The sequence below is a fragment of the Alteribacillus sp. YIM 98480 genome, assembly GCF_009765375.1.
GTDB lineage: Bacteria > Bacillota > Bacilli > Bacillales > Marinococcaceae > Alteribacillus.
Window position 1 is genome coordinate 1 of the sequence record NZ_VTOK01000026.1, and the last position, 14,679, is coordinate 14,679.

13 protein-coding genes are annotated in these 14,679 nt (G+C 38.9%); 6 read left to right on the plus strand and 7 right to left on the minus strand.

Annotation, left to right across the window (positions count from 1 at the left end):
• Positions 1-327: 327 nt before the first annotated feature.
• A complete protein-coding gene (locus FZF09_RS21295) occupies positions 328-1,959 on the minus strand; it encodes a high affinity choline transporter 1 (protein ID WP_158738565.1) in 1,632 nt (543 codons plus the stop codon).
• 144 nt (positions 1,960-2,103) lie between these two features.
• Positions 2,104-2,661, minus strand: coding sequence for a choline uptake/conversion transcriptional regulator CudC (gene cudC / locus FZF09_RS21300; RefSeq protein ID WP_158738566.1), 558 nt, complete (start codon positions 2,659-2,661; stop codon positions 2,104-2,106).
• A gap of 287 nt (positions 2,662-2,948) precedes the next feature.
• Here cudC and betB point away from each other — a divergent pair, with 287 nt between their 5' ends.
• Both betB and FZF09_RS21310 read left to right on the plus strand, forming a co-directional pair.
• Positions 2,949-4,406 carry a betaine-aldehyde dehydrogenase gene (gene betB / locus FZF09_RS21305; RefSeq protein ID WP_158738601.1) on the plus strand — a complete coding sequence of 486 codons (1,458 nt, stop codon included), beginning with the start codon at positions 2,949-2,951 and terminating at the stop codon, positions 4,404-4,406.
• A 63-nt stretch (positions 4,407-4,469) separates the two neighbouring features.
• Positions 4,470-5,678, plus strand: coding sequence for a choline dehydrogenase (locus FZF09_RS21310; protein ID WP_158738567.1), 1,209 nt, complete (start codon positions 4,470-4,472; stop codon positions 5,676-5,678).
• Between the two features lie 187 nt (positions 5,679-5,865).
• Here the strand turns inward: FZF09_RS21310 and FZF09_RS21315 are convergent, their stop codons facing one another.
• From FZF09_RS21315 to FZF09_RS21325, 3 genes are all read right to left on the minus strand, one after another.
• On the minus strand, positions 5,866-6,126 hold the full coding sequence (locus tag FZF09_RS21315) for a hypothetical protein (protein WP_158738568.1): 261 nt from the start codon (positions 6,124-6,126) through the stop codon (positions 5,866-5,868).
• A gap of 133 nt (positions 6,127-6,259) precedes the next feature.
• The gene (locus tag FZF09_RS21320; protein ID WP_158738569.1) at positions 6,260-7,819 is read right to left on the minus strand and encodes a Na+/H+ antiporter NhaC family protein; all 1,560 of its coding nucleotides are present in this window, start codon (positions 7,817-7,819) and stop codon (positions 6,260-6,262) included.
• A 973-nt stretch (positions 7,820-8,792) separates the two neighbouring features.
• On the minus strand, positions 8,793-9,701 hold the full coding sequence (locus FZF09_RS21325) for a Cof-type HAD-IIB family hydrolase (RefSeq protein WP_158738570.1): 909 nt from the start codon (positions 9,699-9,701) through the stop codon (positions 8,793-8,795).
• Between the two features lie 257 nt (positions 9,702-9,958).
• On the opposite strand from FZF09_RS21325, the gene FZF09_RS21330 reads away from it, so the two are divergent.
• Both FZF09_RS21330 and FZF09_RS21335 read left to right on the plus strand, forming a co-directional pair.
• Positions 9,959-10,255, plus strand: a complete 297-nt coding sequence (locus FZF09_RS21330; RefSeq protein ID WP_158738571.1) for a hypothetical protein — start codon at positions 9,959-9,961, stop codon at positions 10,253-10,255.
• A gap of 23 nt (positions 10,256-10,278) precedes the next feature.
• Positions 10,279-10,425 carry a hypothetical protein gene (locus FZF09_RS21335; protein WP_158738572.1) on the plus strand — a complete coding sequence of 49 codons (147 nt, stop codon included), beginning with the start codon at positions 10,279-10,281 and terminating at the stop codon, positions 10,423-10,425.
• Between the two features lie 109 nt (positions 10,426-10,534).
• Here FZF09_RS21335 and FZF09_RS21340 read toward each other — a convergent pair whose 3' ends face one another.
• The gene (locus FZF09_RS21340) at positions 10,535-12,118 is read right to left on the minus strand and encodes a peptide chain release factor 3 (protein WP_158738573.1); all 1,584 of its coding nucleotides are present in this window, start codon (positions 12,116-12,118) and stop codon (positions 10,535-10,537) included.
• Positions 12,119-12,229: 111 nt separating this feature from the next.
• Positions 12,230-13,078, minus strand: coding sequence for an STAS domain-containing protein (locus tag FZF09_RS21345; protein ID WP_158738574.1), 849 nt, complete (start codon positions 13,076-13,078; stop codon positions 12,230-12,232).
• Positions 13,079-13,345: 267 nt separating this feature from the next.
• Here FZF09_RS21345 and FZF09_RS23200 point away from each other — a divergent pair, with 267 nt between their 5' ends.
• Positions 13,346-13,480: a hypothetical protein gene (locus FZF09_RS23200; protein WP_255450620.1), complete on the plus strand. Its 135-nt coding sequence runs from the start codon at positions 13,346-13,348 to the stop codon at positions 13,478-13,480.
• Between the two features lie 395 nt (positions 13,481-13,875).
• Entirely contained in the window at positions 13,876-14,661 is a 786-nt protein-coding gene (locus tag FZF09_RS21350; protein WP_158738575.1) for a CAP domain-containing protein, read from the plus strand.
• Positions 14,662-14,679 lie beyond the last annotated feature (18 nt).

A 14,679-nucleotide genomic window follows, 5' to 3' on the forward strand; every position in this document is an offset into this window, starting at 1 on the left:
ATGTACGATGAATTACTGGAAAAGGAAATCATTCCAGCCATCAAGCGAGAAAGTGCGGATGAACTTTCGAATCCGAAGACTGGCTCTACATCTATCTTACGCTTACCATAGATTTCACCCGTTTTCGTTTCCGAAAGCTTTTCGGCAAAGAAAAAGTAGAAAATGAACTAGGATTTGCATTCATGGCGGTAAACTTGAGAAAGTATACCGCCTCCAAACATCATGGCCCCCTGAATAATAATCAAAAAAGATTCCGATTATCAAAAAACGATAATCGGAATCTTTTTTACTATTTCGGGCTAGTTATGTCCCAGCCCCCATTTTGGTTTATTTTTTTATTGGTTCATTATTCACACGTTCGTGAGGCATAAGCAATCGTTTTGGAGGACATTTTTTCTTCGTTAATTCGGAAACAATAAATATTGTGAGAAACGCAGCGATCATAGCCAGCGTACGGAATGGAAAGAGTACCAAACCGTCTTCTACCATAGGATATGGAAGAAAATAAGGCAGATTTATCGCTGGCTCTCCGCCTCCAAGCCGAAGGAAAACTGCCGCCGCGAAACCGGCAAGCGAACCATAAAAGTTCGCATTTTTGTAAAAAAGAGCCATCGTTAATTGAGGGAACAGCACACAATAAACGAGGTCTGACGCCAAGTACCAGAGTGTGTATACACTTCCTACATTTAATGCAATAATCATGGCTGCTACACCAATAAGAATAATAGTACGTTTAATTACTTTTTTAAGTTCACCTTGACTGGCTTTTGGTTTTATCAAAGGTCGATATATATTCCAAGAAGCCATAGAAGAAGCGGACAAGATGGAAGAGTCCATCGATGACATAACTGCCGCAGCCAATGCGCCTAAACCAACAGCCGCTACAATTTCAGGCGTCAAAAAGCGCAGCACCTGCGGAAGTACCATCGCAGCTGTTTCAGGAGCTTCTGTTCCAAAAGCTGCCCAGTCCGCGTTGTGACCAATAATACCAACTAATACAGCAGGAAATGCAGCAATTAAACAAATAATACCAGCCAAAATGGAAAGCCACATTGCCGTGTTTTCATTTTTAGCTGAAAGGACACGCTGAAAGTAAACTTGCCAAGCAATACCTCCAAAGATAAGAAGCAAGGCATAATCCCACCAATTCCAGAACCAATTTCCCCAATCGGGATGGTTCCAGCCGTCAAGAGGCGGGAAAAGACTGGCATACGTGTCAAAATCAGCTTGATAGTTCGCCCAGTTTACACTTAAGCTTCCCACATTTCCAAATGCAAACGGAAGTACTAAAAATAAACCGACTAAGAGAATAGCCATTTGGAAAACGTCTGTATAAGCAACTGCCCACATGCCGCCAAACACGGTATAAGCTATAGCGATAATAGCTGAAATAATGATAGAGGTAGAAAAGTCTAATCCTAAGATGGTACCAAAAGTTGTACCGAGTGCTGTTAAAATCGCCCCGCTCCAAAATAATTCACCGAGAAGCGCAGGAATATACAAAATTCCGGCCATCTTGCTGCCAAAACGCTGTTCAAGTGGATCGATAATGGTCATAAATTCATAGCGGCGCATTTTTCTAGCATAAAAAATACCGCCGATAATCAAACTGAGTGCATAACCCCATGGAGCTTGCGCCCAGACAAGGCCATCAGAATAAGTGAATTCGGCTGTTCCGTTAACATAACCGCCGCCAACCCACGTTGCAGCCATGGTAAACATAGCGACACCAAGTGGTATGCTCCGCTTGGCTACCATCATATCGCTTAATGATTCTGATTTTTTAGCGGCAAAAAAGGCACCTACGTAATAAATGAGGGCATAAAAGAACAACATAGAAATAAAGCCGCCCCAGGCGATATCACTATCGGTCATTCCAACATAGATGACAACTCCTATTATTAGTATTGCAAACCCTATGGTTTTTAACAATTTAGTGCTTTTTTCTGTCACGAGCATCACTCCTAGATGTCTAATTACTGAATTTTAACAATATTATGAAATCTATATCGTGCGCATGTATCCCTCAACTCTACAAAGATTGCCGCTTAAATCCTTGCAGATTTGGATACATGTTATTTTTAAAGTAAAAAAATAAAAAAGTTATTCGTCTTCCTCTTCAACTGGAATCAAGTCAAAAATTTCACCTGACTCAATTTTTTCAGTTAATTTGTTGAGCCATTTGTAATAAGCTTTTGATTTTTCGAGCGTCTGAAAAGTTTCGTTTGCTTCTTCTTTTATTTCATCGGAAATATTTGTGTCTTCTAATAGTTTAGAAAGCTGTAATTGTGCTTCTTTAATAGAAGTGAGATTCAATTTGACTTCTCGCTCCCATTTTTGTGTGAAAAAATTGATGAAAAACTGAAAAAAGTCTTTTTCTGCAACATACGTTTGTTTTCTTTTTCCTCTTCTAAAGGTTTTCTTGACAACATTAAATTCTTGCAGTTTTTTGACGCCTGTACTCATACTTGGCTTACTCATGCCAAGCTTTTCCCGCATTTCATCTAACGTCATATCTCCTTCGAGGTACATGGTCCCATAAAGCGTTCCAACGCTTCTTGTTACACCGTAAAGGTCCATCGTTTCTGCGATGGAATCCACAACGAGATCTTTCGCATTGTTAATAGAGTCGAGAGCATCTTTATTATGGGAATCTTCCATTCAGATCCTCCTTTCATTTAAAAAATTAAATTCATTTAGTTTTTTGTTTACAGTTTTCTATCATAACGTAATAAAAAAAGATGTCAAAGAAAAAATTTCTTTTATACATATTCTTTCCCTAATTTGCCGGGGGAAGATCAATTTTTTAAAAGATTATTTTTTTCATTTTTCTTTGACAATAAAAAATAGAGCTGTTAGATTAAAGTTGTTCGGAACGTTAAATTTTTTTAAAACAAATTAAACATCTTTAATTTTATAGAGGAGGGGTTCATTTGGCACTGAAAAGAATGTACATTGACGGCGCCTGGACTGAGGCAAAGTCAAAAGAAGTAAGAACGATTATCAATCCATATAATCAAGAAAATGTTGCAGAGGCTGCGGAAGGAAATCGTGAAGATGCAAAAGCAGCTATTCAAGCAGCTCGTACTGCCTTTGATGAAGGCAGCTGGCCAGACACACCAGCAAATGAAAGAGGAGAGCTTGTTCAAAAGGTTGCCGATTTTATCCGCCGAGACAAAGAAGAGCTAGCTGAATTAGAATCGTTGGATACTGGCAAGACATTAGAAGAAAGCCGAGCTGATATGGACGATATCGCAAACGTATTTCAATATTTTGCTGGACTTGCAGATAAAGACGGCGGCAAAATGATCGCTTCTCCTATTCCAGATTCAGAAAGTAAAATAGTACGCGAACCGGTTGGTGTCTGCGGACAAATTACTCCATGGAATTATCCATTGCTTCAAGCAGCGTGGAAAATTGCACCGGCTTTGGCAGCTGGAAATACAATTGTTGTAAAACCAAGTGAGATTACGCCGCTTACGTCAGTGAAAGTGTTTGAAATTATGGAAGAAGCAGGATTTCCAAAAGGTGTAGTAAACCTTGTACTCGGTAAAGGGGCGGACGTTGGAGCAGAATTATCCGAAAGTGTAGATGTAGACTTGGTGTCCTTTACTGGAGGAATTGAAACAGGAAAGAAAATTATGCAGGCAGCAAGCATTAATATGAAAAAAATTGCACTTGAACTTGGCGGAAAGAATCCTAACATCGTGTTTGCAGATGCTGATTTTGAAACAGCAGTAGATCAAGCGATGAATGCCGTCTTCTTCCATGCTGGTCAAGTATGTTCTGCAGGAGCACGTTTAATTATAGAAGAAAGTATTCATGACGAATTTGTTAAAGAGCTCGTAAAACGCACAAAAAATATCAAACTTGGAAACGGCTTTGATGAAAGCACACATTCTGGTCCGCTAATTTCTGCAGATCATCGGGAAAAAGTAGAGAAGTATGTAGAAATTGGCCAGCAAGAAGGTGCCAAGCTGGAAATCGGCGGTAAACGTCCAGAAGACCCTGAACTGCAAAACGGGTTCTTCTTCCTTCCAACTATCTTTACGAACTGTAAGTCAGACATGAGGATTGTTCAGGAAGAAGTATTTGGTCCGGTCTTAACAATTGAAACGTTTAATAGTAAAGAAGAAGCTGTAGCTATAGCTAATGATTCTATATATGGCCTTGCCGGCGCTGTTTTCACAACAGATATTTCTAAAGCAGAAGAGACTGCTTCAAAACTTCGCATGGGAACAGTATGGATTAATGATTTCCACCCATATTTTGCACAAGCTCCATGGGGTGGATATAAGCAGTCAGGAATAGGCAGAGAACTTGGTCATATTGGGTTAGAAGAATATACAGAAGTTAAACACGTATTCCGTAATAAAAAACCAGAACCTATTCACTGGTTTAAATAAATCATTACTTGCAAAATAGTCACAATCACACAAATCACAACTTTAAAATAGGAGGATGTCATTATGAGCCTTAATATGAAAGTAGAACACATGTTAAACTATCACACATTTGAAATTCCTACTGCTATCAAGCATGGAATCGGTGCAATTAAACACATTGGAGAAGAAGTGAAAACCCTTGGAGCTAACAAAGTTCTTCTCGTTACGGATCCTGGAATTTATAATGCAGGAGTTACTAATCCAGTTGTTGAAAACCTTAAAAAAGCAGGTGTTGAAGTAGTTGTCTTTAATAAAGTAGAGCCAAACCCTCCCGTACGTTTGATCGGAGAAGGCTCTAAAGTTTATAAAGAAGAAGGGTGTAACGGACTTGTGGCCGTTGGCGGCGGAAGTTCTATGGACACAGCGAAAGCAATTGGAGTAGAAGCAACACACGAAGGCACTGTCCTTGATTATGAAGCAGCAGAAGGGAAAAAGCCTCTTGAAAATCGGATTCCACCACTTACTACAATCCCTACTACTGCGGGAACGGGCTCTGAAGTAACACAATGGGCGGTTATCACCGATGAAGAGCGTGAGTTTAAATTTAATACAGGCGGTCCGCTTATTGCAGCACACCTTACTATTATTGATCCTGAACTTCATGTATCCATGCCTCCGCATGTAACAGCAATGACAGGTATCGACGCAATTGCACACGCAGTAGAATGCTATACCATGAAGTTTGCACAGCCTGTTACAGATGCTGTAGCACTAATGGCTATGGAATATGCTGCTAAATATATCCGCCGTGCTTACGCCGATGGCACAGACCTTGAAGCCCGCTATGGAATGGCTCAAGCAGCTATGCTTGCAGGACTTTCTTATGGAAGTGAATCTGCTGGTGCAGCACACGCAATGAGTCAAACACTAGGCGGAATCATCCCAGTTGCACACGGTCAATGTGTTGCTACTATGATGGGACCTGTTATGGAGTATAACTGGAAAGGTGCGCCGGAGCGCTTCGCCCGTGTGGCTAAAGCGTTTGGTATTGACACTTTCCACATGACAACAGAAGAAGCTGCAAAAGCAGCAGTAAACTGGATGTACGATCTTGTAGAAGATTTAGATATCCCTAACCTCGAAGAACAAGGAGTAAGCAGTGATATGGTAGAGCGTCTTGCAAAAGAAGCTCAAAACGATCCGCAAACTGAAGGAAATCCTCGTGACCTTAAAGTTGCAGATTACGAATGGATTTACAAGCGCTGCTTTAACCTCGTACCAAAAACAGTTTAATAAATTTAAGAGAAATCCTCTTCCAATATGAGTGTGTTGGGAGAGGATTTTTTATTGTGTAAGAAAGCAAACTATGCTAACAAAACGACGTTATTTCAACGTACGGATGTACTATTGGTTCCGTTCTGTATGAAAGTGGTGTTTTTAGACGGTTTCTATTGGATGGCGGTATGCTGTGTTTATACCATTATGGAGATGCAGACCTTTGGCTGCTGCGAAGAAGGAAATCAACCAAACTTCCTGCAATCATACCAAAAAAGATATCTGTGATATCTAATACCTCTCCTGCTATACCGTACAATAAGCCAATGCCGCCAAAGATTATAGTATAACGTACTCTCATTAATGTATTAAAATAAGGAAAAGATGCTTGCAAGCTTTCTAAAAAGAATGGAGAGAAATAGACGGCTACGATAATGATCACAACAATAATAAACAATACTTCCATTGCTTATGCCCCCCATAAAATATAAATAACGTGCAGTATCGTCTACTCTTTCTTCTATTACCTTTCTTGCTCGTATTTAAACAGCCCAAAGCATTAGTCAGCTTTGGGCTATTATATGACAAATCAATATTTATTATCCTCTGTTTTCATCTGTTATCGGTTTATTTTTAATTTTAAAGATAAAGGCTATACCAACCGTTATAAGAATTGCTGCAGCAAGACCTGCTGGCGTACTTCCAGTTGCTCCGAGTATTAGATAACCAACAAATGCTCCGACAGCAGAGAACATGGCATAAGGCAGTTGAGTAATCACGTGGTCAATATGATGACTTCCTGCCCCTGTTGATGACAAAATAGTGGTGTCTGAAATAGGGGAACAATGATCGCCTAAAATAGAACCTGCCAGTACGGCTGCAAGCATAGGCAGGATTAATGATATATCCAAAGCCGCCGCTATTTCACCAGCAATAGGAAGTAAGATAGAAAATGTCCCCCACGACGTTCCTGTAGAAAAAGCCATAAATCCTGCTAGTAAAAACAAAAGTGCGGGAAGCAAGAATAAAGGGATGGTTCCATCGATAAAGTCGGCTAAATATTCGCCAGTCCCTAAATCATCAATAATACTTACAATAATCCACGCAAGAATTAAAATATAAATAGCTGGAAGCATTGATTGGATCCCCGCAAAAATGGTTTTCATAAATTCAGTCACAGCAGGTTTCTTTGTCATTGTGAGCAGCATAGTCACCCCGAGTCCAAATAAACCGCCGTAAACGAGGGAGCTTGCAACATCTGTTTCTGCAAAAATGGATAAAGCTGTTACTTCATCAGCCGCTTGAGCGCCCGTTACTATCATGAATACAACAGTACTTACAATGAGAACGAGTATCGGAATCGTTAAATCACGTACTTTTCCTTTATGTTCGTCTAGGTACTGGGATTGTTCACCAGGCACACCAGTACGCTTAGGATCAAGTACTTGATGATGCATGACGGCACGTTTTTCATGGGTTCGCATCGGACCAAAGTCAAGTTTCCAAACGATTACTAAAAAAACGAATAATACAGCAGTCATCGCATAAAAATTCATAGGTATCATATAGAGAAATGCTTGAAGGCCACCGTATTGTGTTTGGTTATGACTGCTCAGAATGTCAGCAATGATGGTAATAATGTAGGCTCCCCAGCTCGACAGCGGTGCGATTACACAAATCGGTGCAGCGACAGAGTCAACAATATATGCAAGCTTGGCTCTAGAGATGTAGTGCCTGTCTGTAAGCGGCCGGCTTACTTGACCAACTGTTAAACTGTTAAAGTAATCATCAATAAAAACGAGGATACCAAAAAGCAAGGTGACAAGCTGGGCTCCTATCCTCGTTTTTACTCGTTTTAATGCCCATTCCCCAAATGCACGGCTTCCGCCAGAAAAACTGATTAGAGCTGCCATTATGCCGAGAATAAGTAAAAAGAAAATAATATATAATTCCCAGTCATTCATAGCACCATCAACGACAAAAATGCCGGCAAATATCTTCCAAATGAGGACAGCTCCTTCGGTAATTGACCAATCGCTAAGAACTAGCGCACCGATAATAATTCCAACACCCAGGGAAGGAAGAACTTTTCTTGTCGCAACGATCATTAATAACGCAAGAATAGGAGGAAGAAGCGACAGAATGGACGGCTCGTTCATTACAACTTTTCTCCTTTCTGTTTCATTGTACTTTAAATTGATTAACTAAAACTCAAAGTATAAGCGACACCACGACTTCCGCATTTAGACTTAGTGCTAAGCCGAGTATTTCTAATTATACTAAAGCTTATGCAAAAAAAACTGCTCGGATTCCTTCACCAAGCAGGTAGAACGGTCAACCCGTCTTAGTTCTCTACGACGAACTGAAGGTCTAAATATGTTTCAGGCATGATCGGGATGAGCTTTTATCCGACTTCGGCAATGTCTCCGATTATAAAAGTTTTTCTCCTTCTGGAGCATACTTTTCTCATTTGCACTTCTATCTTATCAGTGGGACAATGTTTTACTATTCTTTTTTTGTTGATTTAAATGAATTTCATCATTGATTTCTATATCATTATAAACGAACATTATATAAAAATTTAAAAATTTCCTCGTTATTGTTCGATTTTTCGCTTCAGGCGGACGCTTTCACCCTCGGGGCACAAGCACGACATCTATTCCAACTCACTCTGTTCATTATCGTAGTGTCTTCTTTTTCGTGGGCTTGGATTCAGTCCCCCCCCTCGACCAGCAAGCTGCCTGCCGGGTCTTCAGCTCAAGCTTATTCCGCAGGTGTCGCCGCCTTCCGCTAAATCGATATAGTGTTCGTGTTTGATAATCAAAATAGAACTTATGAAATTGATTCATTTACTTTTTCTTAAGAATTTTTGGAGATCATACCCATACAACACACTAAAGTGATGAATTCAAAACTCGTTTTAAGCCGCGTGTTATAAACGTGAGCTGAAGTTATCTCTTCATGTATATCTTTAGTAAAACAAAGAATAAAATTTTAGCATGGACGAATCATCGCCGTCGTCAAAATGTTGAGGAAATCGGTTTAAGTCTATTCGGTAACCGCCTTTACTTAAAGGCTCGGCTAGACAATTTTTCTTTAACGACCACGAGGAATTATATCAGCAGCCTTTACTTATGGCAACTGATTTTTTTCACTGCTTTTAAAAACATGAGGAGAGGAACTTAAAATATATTTTTCGATTGCATAGGCAACCCCATTATTGTCATGGTGTGTTGTTTCATAGGTGGCTACCCGTTTTACATCTTCTTCAGCATTGCCCATCGCAATACTAATGGCAGCAGCATTAAATAGCGGAAGGTCATTATAATTGTCACCTATTGCAAATGTGGAAGAAATATTTAATCCCGCATGTTTTGCAATATGGAGAAGCCCTTTTCCTTTCTGAGTATCCGGGTTCATGATCTCAAGGTTATCGCGTCCTGAGGAAGTAATAAGCACATTATGTTTATCTCCCCAAGATTTCCGGCATGTATCAAGCTTTTGTTCAAGCATAGATACAATAAGAAATTTATAAACGGTAAGGTCATTATCAACAATCATACTTGCAGAGTGCAGCTCTTTCATATTTGCCTGTCTATGATGACCGTCTGCTCTGCGTCGAATGGCTTCTTTTATTTCTTCTCCTTCTTCTTTGTCCTGTGTATATATGTTCAAGTCATTCATAAAAAACTCTCGGGATCGGGTCGGGGAAAATAACCCCTTGTCAGTGTATATGTGAAAATAATATTCATTGTCATTAAGCCACTCTACCAAGTTGATGGCTTCTTGCTGACCCATAAAGGATTCTTGAATCTGTTCTCCTTCCCAAAACACTCTGGCCCCATTTAGAGAAATAATTCCGTCGGGAGTAACATTTACAGACCCAAGTAATCTTTCTACGTCTGGTAACCCTCGGCCCGTTGCAATAATAACTTTATGTCCTTCTGCTTGAAGCAATTTGAGTGCTTGTGCATTTTTTTCTGAAACAAATCCTTCTGAATGTAAAAGAGTTCCGTCCATGTCAATTGCTACTGCGTTCATAGTTGTCACCTCAGTATAAACTATATTAAAAAACATCCTTTTAGCTGTATAAGATAAATTAAGGGCGTGAAATTAAATTTCCCTTCATTATTAATGAGAATGCTAGTATGCACACGCATTTCAATTCTCATTTACAATAGGGTAACACGAAATGCACGAGAAAAGGTAGTTTCATACGTTTTTGAGTAGTAAGATATTTTTATATTGCACCTTCTAATTCATTCTTACATATGGTGAAAATGGGGGTGCATTTCAATATGTTTAATAACAACAATAATAAAAATAACTCTTCTTTGCCCCCATACACGGTAGCTGATTTATTAAATGGACATAACTTAGATATTATCGCAGCGGTTTTACTTGTAACAGGGAAGCTTAAAGTGAACACGGTTGAAATATACCGGGGAGAACCTACAGTAGAGGTCCACCTTATAGGGGACTATAAAAACGGAACGAATGACAAAGCGACAAAAATGGCCGACTTTTTAAAAGAAAATGGTGATATGACGGTTGACGATGTAATGGAAGCGATAAAGCAGCGGTTAAGTAGATAAAAAAGAGAGGATGATTCCAAAAAATGTTTGAAAATAACAATCCTTCATTTGATGGAGTGACTTTCAATAATGCAATAATATGGGTGGTATTTATAGCTTTGCTTTTATTTGGGGCTGTAGAGACCGGAGAAGGAACAGTCATTCCTGAAGTTATGGGTGGAACTAATTAAAAAACACGACTAAAACGCTATATTCGTTTAGTCGTGTTTTTTTATCGGAAGATTTTATCGTTTTATTAAAACTTTCAGTGATAAGGACTTCCGAATATAAAGAAATTTATTATTTCATATAAGAGTTTTCGTAAAAGGTGAGTTGTGGATATTTATCTTTTGTCATATTCATTTGGAATTCATTATCGAATAAAGCGACTATTCTTCCGTCTCTATCTACAGCCAGGTTTTTTTGGCGCTTTTTAAAGTTTCCTAATTCATCAGACTCTCCATTTACCCATCGAGCAATCGAAAAAGGAAGTTTTTCAAGACGAATATCAGCATTATACTCATTTTTTAAGCGATATTCCATCACTTCAAATTGCAGAACCCCTACAACACCGATGATTTGCTGTTCTGGGTATTTATTGTACGTTTGAAATAACTGAACAGCACCTTCTTCGGTCAGCTGCTGAAGCCCTTTCTCAAATGATTTATGCTTCATAGCGTCTTTAACCGATATGGCGGCAAAATGTTCTGGAGAAAAGTGAGGCATTTCATCAAATTGAAAATCACTGCTGTCAGCTAATGTGTCTCCAATTCGAAAGGTGCCTGGGTCGTATAATCCAATAATATCTCCGGCATAGGCCTCTTTTACAATATTTCGGTCCTGGGCTAAAAATTGGGTAGGCTGTGCTAAACGCATTGCTTTGTTAAAGCGGACATGGTTTACTTGCATTCCTTGTGTATACTTACCAGAAGTTATACGTAAAAAGGCAATACGATCACGATGTTTTGGATTCATGTTTGCTTGGATTTTAAACACAAAACCCGAGAAGGTTTCTTGTACCGGTTCAATAAACCCTTGATCACTGTCACGGCCAACTGGTGCAGGAGCCAGGTTCAAAAAGTGTTCGAGAAAATTCTGCACGCCAAAATTAGATATAGCACTTCCAAAAAATACAGGAGTTAATTCTCCGCTTTTAATTTTAGGTTCATCGTAAGGATCGCCAGCTACGTCCAATAGTTCCATTTCTTCTCTAAATTGAGAGAGTAGAGAAGGATCAATGATTTCATCAAGCATCGGGTCATCCGGACCGCTTGTTTGTTTAATCTCGACATGAGAAGGGTTGTCTGCATTATACAGTTCAACTTTTTTGGAATGACGGTCATATATACCATAAAAGTCCATGCCCATACCAATCGGCCAATTCATTGGGTATGAGCGAATGCCGAGCAGGTTTTCCATTTCTTCCATGAGTTCAAATGGATCTCTTCCTTGCCGGTCGAGTTTGTTGATAAATGTGAAAATAGGAATACCCCGCATACTGCAGACTTTAAACAATTTTTTGGTCTGGGCCTCAACCCCTTTTGCTGCGTCAATTAACATTGTAGCAGAGTCAGCGGCTGTCAGCGTACGGTAGGTATCTTCACTAAAATCTTCGTGGCCGGGAGTGTCTAGTATATTAATTTGATGATCTTTATAATGAAATTCCATCACAGAGCTGGTAACAGAAATGCCGCGCTGTTTTTCAATTTCCATCCAGTCACTGGTTGCATGCTTTGTATTTTTCTTCCCCTTTACAGTACCAGCTTCTCGAATGGCTCCTCCAAAATAAAGAAGTTTCTCGGTTAAAGTGGTCTTCCCAGCGTCAGGGTGAGAAATAATAGCAAACGTTTTTCGAGATTGTATTTCTTCCTCAAGCTTACTCATCTATATAATCCTTTCTCCTTTATAATCAAACAACTCAACCCTTTCATCATAAACGATCCATTAATTTTACACAAATAAATCTGTCAGCGAGAGCCGACAGATTTGGTTGAGTTATGAAGTGTAAGTTGAATGCTGTAAAAGAGCTTGTTCTAATGTCAAAAACTTAGCAATGTGTTTAAAAGAAATCCCTAACTGAACAATCGTTTGTGAAAGTTCCGGTCTCATACCGGAGATACTCGCGTCAATACCCAATAGCTGTAATGCATCGATTAATTGGTTTAAATGCTGTGCAAACCATGTATTAATTGTATTAATACCGGAGAGATCAATAATAATATAGGATAACTCTAATTCCGTAGCTCTTTCTAATGTTCTTTTTTGTAAAAACTCGGAACGCTCATCATCCATATCTCCAATTAACGGAAGGACTGCTGTCCCTTGTTTTATTGGAACAACAGGTACAGAAATTTCCTGCATTTGAGATTTAGCATGTTCTAGTTCAACAATATGCTGGTGTAAAAAAGTGTGGCTGAAAGCATAAGTGGCTTGATCAAGAAGCGATTCAAATTTACTGTAAATATTAAAAGCATCATGAAGAGGAAGGTTATCTTCTAAGCAGTGCTGTTCAATAACTTCGGTTAAGATTTTTCTGTAAAAAGGAAAGACAAGTAGTGCCGTAGAAAGACTCACATTGTGTTTTATACAATAATCAGCTGCTTTTTCTCCCCATGTTCTAATTTGAGATTTTAAACTCTCTGATTCTGCAAGCTGATTTATGACTCCTTCGCCTATGGTAGCAAAAAGATCTTCTCTTAGTTTAGTAACATAATCGTTATTTTTTGCAAACCTGAAGCGAGAATCGTTTTTTTGCAAATTATCCATTTTCTCGCTTAATATCGTTGTGTTTTTTAATAGATATTCTCCGATATTTTGCATGGTTTGCGGATTCTCGTTGTCCATTAAAATTCAACCCCTCGTTCTTTCTAAATGTTATGTATATAAAGATACAGGTATAAATCTTAAAAATAATACCCTTTTTTGTAAACGTCAAAACTTATTATTCCTCTTTTCTTTTAAAAAAATTTAATACAATGTGGGAAGATTTTAAAAAAATATATGAATTACCAAATTTAGCCTTAAGAGGAAAAAACATGTGGTAGAGTGAAACTAAAGCAAGAGATGAACACAAAATGTTCATACTCTTCCATTTATAAGGGAGGAATAATCATGAGTAAAAAATTTCTTTATACTTTATTGACTGGGGTATTAGCAACAAGTGTTCTAGCGGCTTGCGGTGACGTGGAAGAGGATCCTGCCATGGAAGAAGACGGTGGTATGGAAGAAGACGCTGGGATGGAATAATAATTAATACAGTGACGAAAAGCGCTGCCGCAGCAGCGCTTTTTTTAAAAGGTAGTTTTCTTAGCTATCAAAGCGATAGTCCAAGTTTTATACTATGAGGAGAAAATTAAAAAGGTCAGCTGTAATCAAGTAAGACTTTATTTCGCATATTTTCCGTCTTTATTACAATACTGTAACAATAAGAGAGTAAAAAGACCTAAATATTTAATAGAATAACAAAACTTTAGATGTGTAATTTCCTGTATGAAAGCATTTTTGTATTTAATTAATGAAAAATATTAAAAGTGAAGTGAGCATATTGTATCAATGAAGTAATTAACATATGATACCAACAATTTCCCTCCCCCTTTCTAAGTTTCATAGTTATGGCATAATAAGTGGCGGAGGTGTTAAATATGAAAAAAATCGTTTTATCACTTGCCGTATTAATTGCTTTCCCAGCGGCAGTGAATGCTCAAGAAAGTCAACCAGTTGATTCTGGAGAACTCTTTTCAAAATTAGCTGAACAGAGTAATTTGACGGAATACGAGTTATTTCAAGCTACTCCGGAATTAGAAGAGTTGGATGTATATAATACAATAGAACAATACACTACTCCGGGGGAAGTAACGGAACAACCTAATGAAGATCAAGCGGCAGAGGAAGAAGAAACAACTCCAGCTTCTGAACAAGAGGCAGAAGAAGAAACAACCCCAGCTGCTGAAGAACAAGTTCCAGCAGCAGAACAGCAAGCTCCTGCCACTGGAGACACAGCAGCAGAACAAAATACAGGAAATGACGAAGAAGTTGCTAGCGAAAGTGAATTCGAACAAGAAGTCATTCGTTTGACTAATGAAGAAAGAGAAAAGCAGGGCCTGCAGCCTCTTGAACCATATAGTGAGCTTTCTGATGTGGCAAGAGACAAGTCTGAAGATATGAGAGATGCTGGATACTTTTCTCACAACAGCCCAAATTACGGCAGCCCATTTGATATGATGGACACGTATGGTATTGAGTACCAAGGTGCTGGAGAAAACATTGCTGCTGGTCAGCAATCTCCTGAGCAAGTTGTAGAAGGCTGGATGAACTCAGAAGGTCACCGTGAAAACATTTTAAATGGCAGCTTTACTCACATCGGTGTCGGACATGCTGAAGGTGGAAGCTACGGTAATTACTGGACACAAATGTTTGTTACGAAATAAAGAGATCATTGAAGAAGA